We start from the raw sequence: 6,146 nt of genomic DNA, 5'->3' as shown, positions 1-6,146 counted from the left end.
AAGTTGTTCTTCATCTATAACACTTGGAGTCTCTAATGACTCAGTATCAACGGCGCCATCATTTAAAGTACCAGTAGCATCTTCAACTTTATCATCAGTATCTTTAGTTTCATCAGTTTCTAAGACACTAACTATAAGTTGTTCTTCTTCTAAAATACTTGGAGTTTCTAATGACTCAGTATCAACGGCGCCATCATTTAATGTACCAGTAGCATATTCAACTTTATCATCAGTATCTTTAGTTTCATCAGTTTCTAAGACACTAATTATAAGTTGTTCTTCATCTATAAAACTTGGAGTCTCTAATGACTCAGTATCAACGGCGCCATCATTTAAAGTACCAGTAGCATATTCAACTTTATCATCAGTATCTTTAACTTCGTCTGTTTCCGAAGCGTCTATAATTACTTGGTCTTCGTCCAAAATACTTAGAGTCTCTAATGACTCAGTATTAACGGTGCCATCATTTAATGTATCAGTAGCATATTCAACTTTATCATCAGTATCTTTAACTTCGTCTGTCCCCGAAGCGTCTATAATTACTTGGTCTTCGTCCAAAATACTTGGAGTCTCTAATGACTCAATATCAACGGCACCATCATTTAACGTATTAGTTCCATACTCAACTTTATAACTAGTGTCTTTAGCTTCCTCTGTTTGGAAGGTGCTTATTACCTGTTGGTTTAGGTGTTGAATGCTTGGAGTTTCTAATGGCTTAGTATTAACGGCGCCGAAATTTGATGTATCAGTTTTATACTGAAATGATTGATTAGAATTAAAGGTATTATTTTGTACTGTATCAATTGTGCCACCGATAACAGCGTGAGTAGCTCCTTCAGCTACAGTTTTGACTGCATCTCCTACACCTTTAGCTGTCTGGAATAAACCGCCACCTATTGTTTTGGCGGCGCCTCCTAGACCTTTGGTAGTATGGTTAAAGCCCTGAGCTATTCTTCTTCCAGCAAAAGCAGCAGCTAATGAACCTAATGTACCCCCAATAAGTCCACCTATAAGCGCTGGATTTAATCCAGAATTTTTATCTTTTTCATTTGCATTTTTGTGTGAGGCATCAAATCCTTGCTTATTTTCAATCATAATTTTTTAGCTTCTTAAATAAAATAGATTATTCCTTTTGTTAATTTAACTACTAAAGATAATAGTTTAACCCTTCTTTTGATAGAGAATATATTTTTTTTAATACCACTTTAGTTGTAATATATAGTCGTTCTTATTGGTTCATAAATATTAAAAAAAGCCTCTCATAGGAGAGGCATTACTATGAACTTATAAAACTTTTATACAAAGAAGTTAGTTCCTCTTACTGCTATTGCTCCGGCGATTGCGGAAGCTACTAGAGAAACAAAAGCGGTGTTAAATACCCACCAAGCGGCGCCTGCAACAGCTTTTTTAGTTTCTACTGCTTGCTTTTGTGCTTGTTCTTTAATCGCTTTAAGACGTTTTTGTGTTTCCTGTTGAATGCGTTCGGCTCGATGCAATACGCTATCGCGTGAGGCTTCGATTTGATCAATAATTTTGTTAGCTTGCGCTTCGGAAATATCAGAGCGCGAACTGAGAACTGATACTAAGGTATCACGGTCGAATTGACTAAGGCGCCCGCGTAAGGCTTCAAATCCTGCTTGCGGGTCGTCAAACAATTTGGCAAAGTCTTGTTGTATACCTTCATAATTAAGTTCGGGACGCTCAAGTGAGTTGAGATATTCGCGAACTTTACCAAAAACGCCATCAATGACTGATTGGACTCTTTGCTGAATTTGTTGGAATTGTTCTACAACTGAGTTGCGAACAGATTCGATTTGTTCCACAATTCGGTTTGCTTCTTCTTCTGAAATATCTTCACGTTGGGACAATAAAGCTACAATTGTCGAACGGTCGATTAAAGATGCACGCTCACCTAAAGATGATACTCCTGCACGGGGCGAAGATAGCAATAACTGTAAATCGCGCTTAATACCTTCGGGGTTGAGTTCTTCTTTGTTGGTATTACGTAGGTATTTTTCTAGACTTTGTTCAAAGTCGAAAGCTCCTCTAGTTGCGCGGTTTGCTAGGCGCCGTGGTGCTTTGAGAATATTATTAATGGCTTCTTGTGTAGTGTCAATGGTGCGATTAACTTGCTCTTCGCTTAACCCAGCTTGAGACAATAGCTTAACTAGCGTTTCTCTATCAACTTGAGATAGTCGGTCGCTTAGTGCATTGGCGCCAGCTTTGGGGTCTTCAAATAGTTTTTGCAAGTCTTGTTGAATACCTTCTGGGTTGAGTTCCTCTAAGTTGGTATTGCGAAGATACTCAGCAATGGTAGTAGTGGTTTTTTGGTACTGTTCTTTGGCTTTATCCGCTACTTGTTGAGGAGCTTGCAAAACTCGTTCGCGCACTGACAACAAATTATCGATGGTTTTGTTGACCTGTTCTTCGCTCAAATCTTGACGTTGACTTAGTAATTTCACCAAAGTCTCGCGGTCAAACTGCGATAATCTTCCACGTAAAGCAGATAATCCAGCTTGGGGGTCAGAGAGTAATTTTCCAAAATCGCGCTCGATACCTTCTGGGTTGAGTTCTTCAAGGTTCGTATTCCGCAAATAGTCTTCGACACTTTGACGGAGTTGTGAAGCTTTTTGTTTTGCTTGTTCTTGAAGTTCGTTGGCTTTATTTAAGACATTATCGCGAGTGCGTTCGAGTTGGCTAACAATATTATTAACTTCTTCTTCGCTAATGTCTTCGCGTACAGCAAGTAATTTCACCAAGGTATCGCGGTCAAATTCTTTAAAACGCGCGCTTAACTCATCAAACCCAACTTCTGGGTCTTCAAGCAACTTGCTTAAATCTCGCTCAATACCTTCTGGGCTAAGTTCGGCTTTTCCTGTTGAACGTAGATAATCTTCAACTTTAGTACGAATGTCTTGGGATTTTTCTCGTGCTACTGCTTGTTGCACCGTTTCATAAACGGAAGTACGGATACTTTCCATTTCTTGCGCTATTTCTTTAACCTTTGCTTCACTCAAATCACCTCGTTGGTTTAACAAGTTGGTAAAATAATCAACGGAGAGGTCTTCTAACTGGCGCCGAACGGTTGCGGGGTTGGCGTTGGGGTCGTAGATGACTTCTTGGAATTCATCTCTTATAGTAATGCGGTTGAAATGCCAAGGCAAAGAATCGAGAATATATTCTTCGACATCTGCTTTAATGGTATTAGTAGGTGATGCGGGTAATTTTTGAGCTACAGTACTACTTAGTTGACTTGCCTGTTGAGTGGCTTGGTCTTTTAGTTTTTGTAGTTGTGAGGTAATTTTCTCAATATCTACATTTTGAGCTTTTCCTACTACCTGCTGCAACTGACTTGTAACTTTATCTATATCTACATTAGAAAAGTCTACTTTTTTGAGCGCTACTGGTAAAGCACTACCTACACCAACTTCAATCGCTTGCTTTAGTAAACCATTACCTTGCTTACCATTACCAACTCCTGCTGTTACCAATTCTTGAAGACGTTGACCTAATTTCTCAGGTTGTAAATCTTGTGGTGTGGTGGAGGAAAGTAATTTAATTACTTGGTCTGTGGGATTTTGTTGCTGAAGTGAAGATTGCTTCCAGGCGCCTTCAAGTTGGTCAGCAATGCGATTAATATCTTCCTTAGAGAAATCTGTGCGACTGCTGATTAAATCAACAAACGTTTGACGATTAATATTTTTCAGCAAGTCACTATCTGCAATAGACCCTAAATCCGTATCTTTAAGAAGTTTATCAAATTGATTGCGAATTTCTTTAACATCTAGTGAAGGTACTTGTAAAGAGCTTAAGGAACTAGAAAGTGTATTTTTAATACTATCTGCATCAAAACCCGAAGTTAATTCGCGTCGAACAGCAGCTGTAATTTCCTCAGCAGTGGAAACCATTTGCTGTTTTGCTGTATTGGCGCCAAGTGCAGCAGTAGCTGTACCCATAATTCCTTGCATACCGCTAGTTGCAGTACTAACAAGCGAGCCAATTAAAGAACCTACAGCATTTGAACCTAACCACATAATCAGCGTAAAAAACGCAGACCAAATGACTACACCAATAGTGGCGCCTAAAAGTGCGTTTTCAATTAAGCTCAGTTTTACCGCTAAAAAACTAGCAGCAAATAAAGCAATACTTGCAGTGATAAGTGCCCATAAACCTACAGTCGATTCAACTTTACGAACTGTACTGCCCAAGCTTTCCGACTCATCAGAATCTGAACCTGAGCCTGTTCCTATAGCCGAAATACCTATAGCTACCGAGAGATTGGTCAAAAGTAATTGAAAGGCTAATGCCATCAATATACCAGCAACCAAAGCTACTAAAAATTTAGGCCCAGAAAAAACTAACGAAGCTTCTTCTGCTGTTAAAACTTCACCTCTAACCGGGATTTGTATTAATTGCAAAGCAGTTAATGCATTTTGGAACATACTATTTTCCTCAGTTTTTATTTTAATGAAACACGTATAGATGCATGTAGAGACGTTACATGTAACGTCTCTACCTAATTACATGCGGTCATTTTTTTTGACAGTAGGGCGCCCGTCAGTATCAATATCCAATTCTTCACGGCGAATTGTTTCAGTTGCTTGTACTGTTTCGTGGTCTACAACTTTTGAAACTCTGACTTCTTCCCGCACAAAAGCTTCTTTTTGGATATCAGGAACTTCTTCGTAAATTTCCATATGGGCAACTTCACCTTCACGGAAAGTCGCGACATCAGCAGAAACTACTCTGCCTGCATCGGTAGGAGTTACTCGCTCAACAATAACTCGCTCTTTTTCAATTGGTACAGAAACTCGTGCAGTCTCAGTTTCAACGTGCTTACCAATTGCTACTTCCCCAGATTTACGACGCTGTGTGCTTGCAACTAAGCGTTCTTCATAAAGTTTAAAGGTTTGGTCATCATGCACGCTGGTATCGTATAAGTCTGCATCTTGTGTATAGTCGTAAGTATCACGGCTATAAGTAGGAGTACTATTTGCAACAGCCGCAGTTTTAACAACAGGCGCCACAGAAGCCGCATCAAGTGAAGCTGATGTATCAAGAGGTGCTGATGCTTCTAAAGCTGCTGCTGGGCGATATGCTCCACGCACCCGCTCTTCGTAGTCGAAATCAAGCGCCATACCTTCTTTATATTCAGGTAAATCTTCTGCTTGCTGCTTTGTCATTTGGACATACACGCGGTCAGTTTTAGAATCAATTTTGCCACGACCGATAGGTAGTAATACTTTCTTACCAAAAACCCAGAAACCTACATCTACGATAAGGTAACGAAACTTTCCTTGGTCATCTACCAATGCATCACTAACTGTACCAATTTTATCATCACTTCCCTGAGTATAAACACTCATTCCTTTAATATCGTTACCTTGAATAGCATCGCGGTAATCTGGATCATAATCACTAATTTTATGAAGAGCCATTGTTTTATTACTTTTTCTTTACTTCACTTATAAACTTAAGAACATAACTGCTTATAAACATCTTTCTAAAGAATGAGTTAATTAGCTTATTTAGTTATAAATTTGTTTGACTGATAAAACTATGTAAGGTAGAAATAAAATCTTGTTATGACTTGGTTATGAAGATTTTAATTGGTAAAGCTGTGACTAGATTATAGCAATATATGTGACTATTTTCTAGCATTAAATGTAAGTTATAAACTCGTTTGGATAGTAATACTATACTAAATTGTAATCCCCCCCTAACCCCCGCGAATTCGGGGGGAAATAAATAGATTTCGGCTCTTCCGTACAAAGCGCGTGCTAAATTATTAAATCAGGAGCTTGAAATTGTTACTAGGCTTTTATTACAGACATTTTTGACTACAAGAAAAGCATTCTAACTAAAATGCACGACTATAAGCGCCGCGTTTGCCTTGATTTTAAAGGAAAGTTACCGACTGCGATTAAAATGAGCGCACGCGCTTTTTCCGGAAGAACCAAGATTATTAACCACGTAAGTTAAATTAATATTCCAAGATGTTGCACTAAATCTAGCAAGAAAGTTCAGAAGCTGGTTGTACATTTAACTCAGCACGCCACTGAGATATTGACTTCTCCCAGTTGTCTTCCCATCTTTGAGCAAACAACGATTTGGCATTCTTCCCCATTCGCAAACCCTCTTCAATA

4 protein-coding genes are annotated in these 6,146 nt (G+C 38.9%); all 4 read right to left on the bottom strand.

Translation table 11 applies throughout. The annotated features are described in order from the left end of the window. A partial coding sequence (locus tag DSM106972_RS54410; RefSeq protein ID WP_233787966.1) for a hypothetical protein occupies positions 1-1,095 on the bottom strand: 1,095 nt, incomplete at its 3' end. A gap of 200 nt (positions 1,096-1,295) precedes the next feature. Then, positions 1,296-4,442, bottom strand: coding sequence for an MFS transporter (locus tag DSM106972_RS44230; protein WP_127086674.1), 3,147 nt, complete (start codon positions 4,440-4,442; stop codon positions 1,296-1,298). A 78-nt stretch (positions 4,443-4,520) separates the two neighbouring features. Further along, positions 4,521-5,438: a DUF2382 domain-containing protein gene (locus tag DSM106972_RS44225; RefSeq protein ID WP_127086673.1), complete on the bottom strand. Its 918-nt coding sequence runs from the start codon at positions 5,436-5,438 to the stop codon at positions 4,521-4,523. Between the two features lie 572 nt (positions 5,439-6,010). Continuing rightward, a complete protein-coding gene (locus tag DSM106972_RS56095) occupies positions 6,011-6,127 on the bottom strand; it encodes a hypothetical protein (RefSeq protein WP_201800864.1) in 117 nt (38 codons plus the stop codon). Between the last annotated feature and the right edge of the window lie 19 nt (positions 6,128-6,146).

This window comes from Dulcicalothrix desertica PCC 7102, from assembly GCF_003991905.1.
GTDB classification, from domain to species: domain Bacteria; phylum Cyanobacteriota; class Cyanobacteriia; order Cyanobacteriales; family Nostocaceae; genus Dulcicalothrix; species Dulcicalothrix desertica.
The sequence above is the reverse complement of the archived record's forward strand: the minus strand, read 5'-3'. Positions and strand labels throughout refer to the sequence as shown.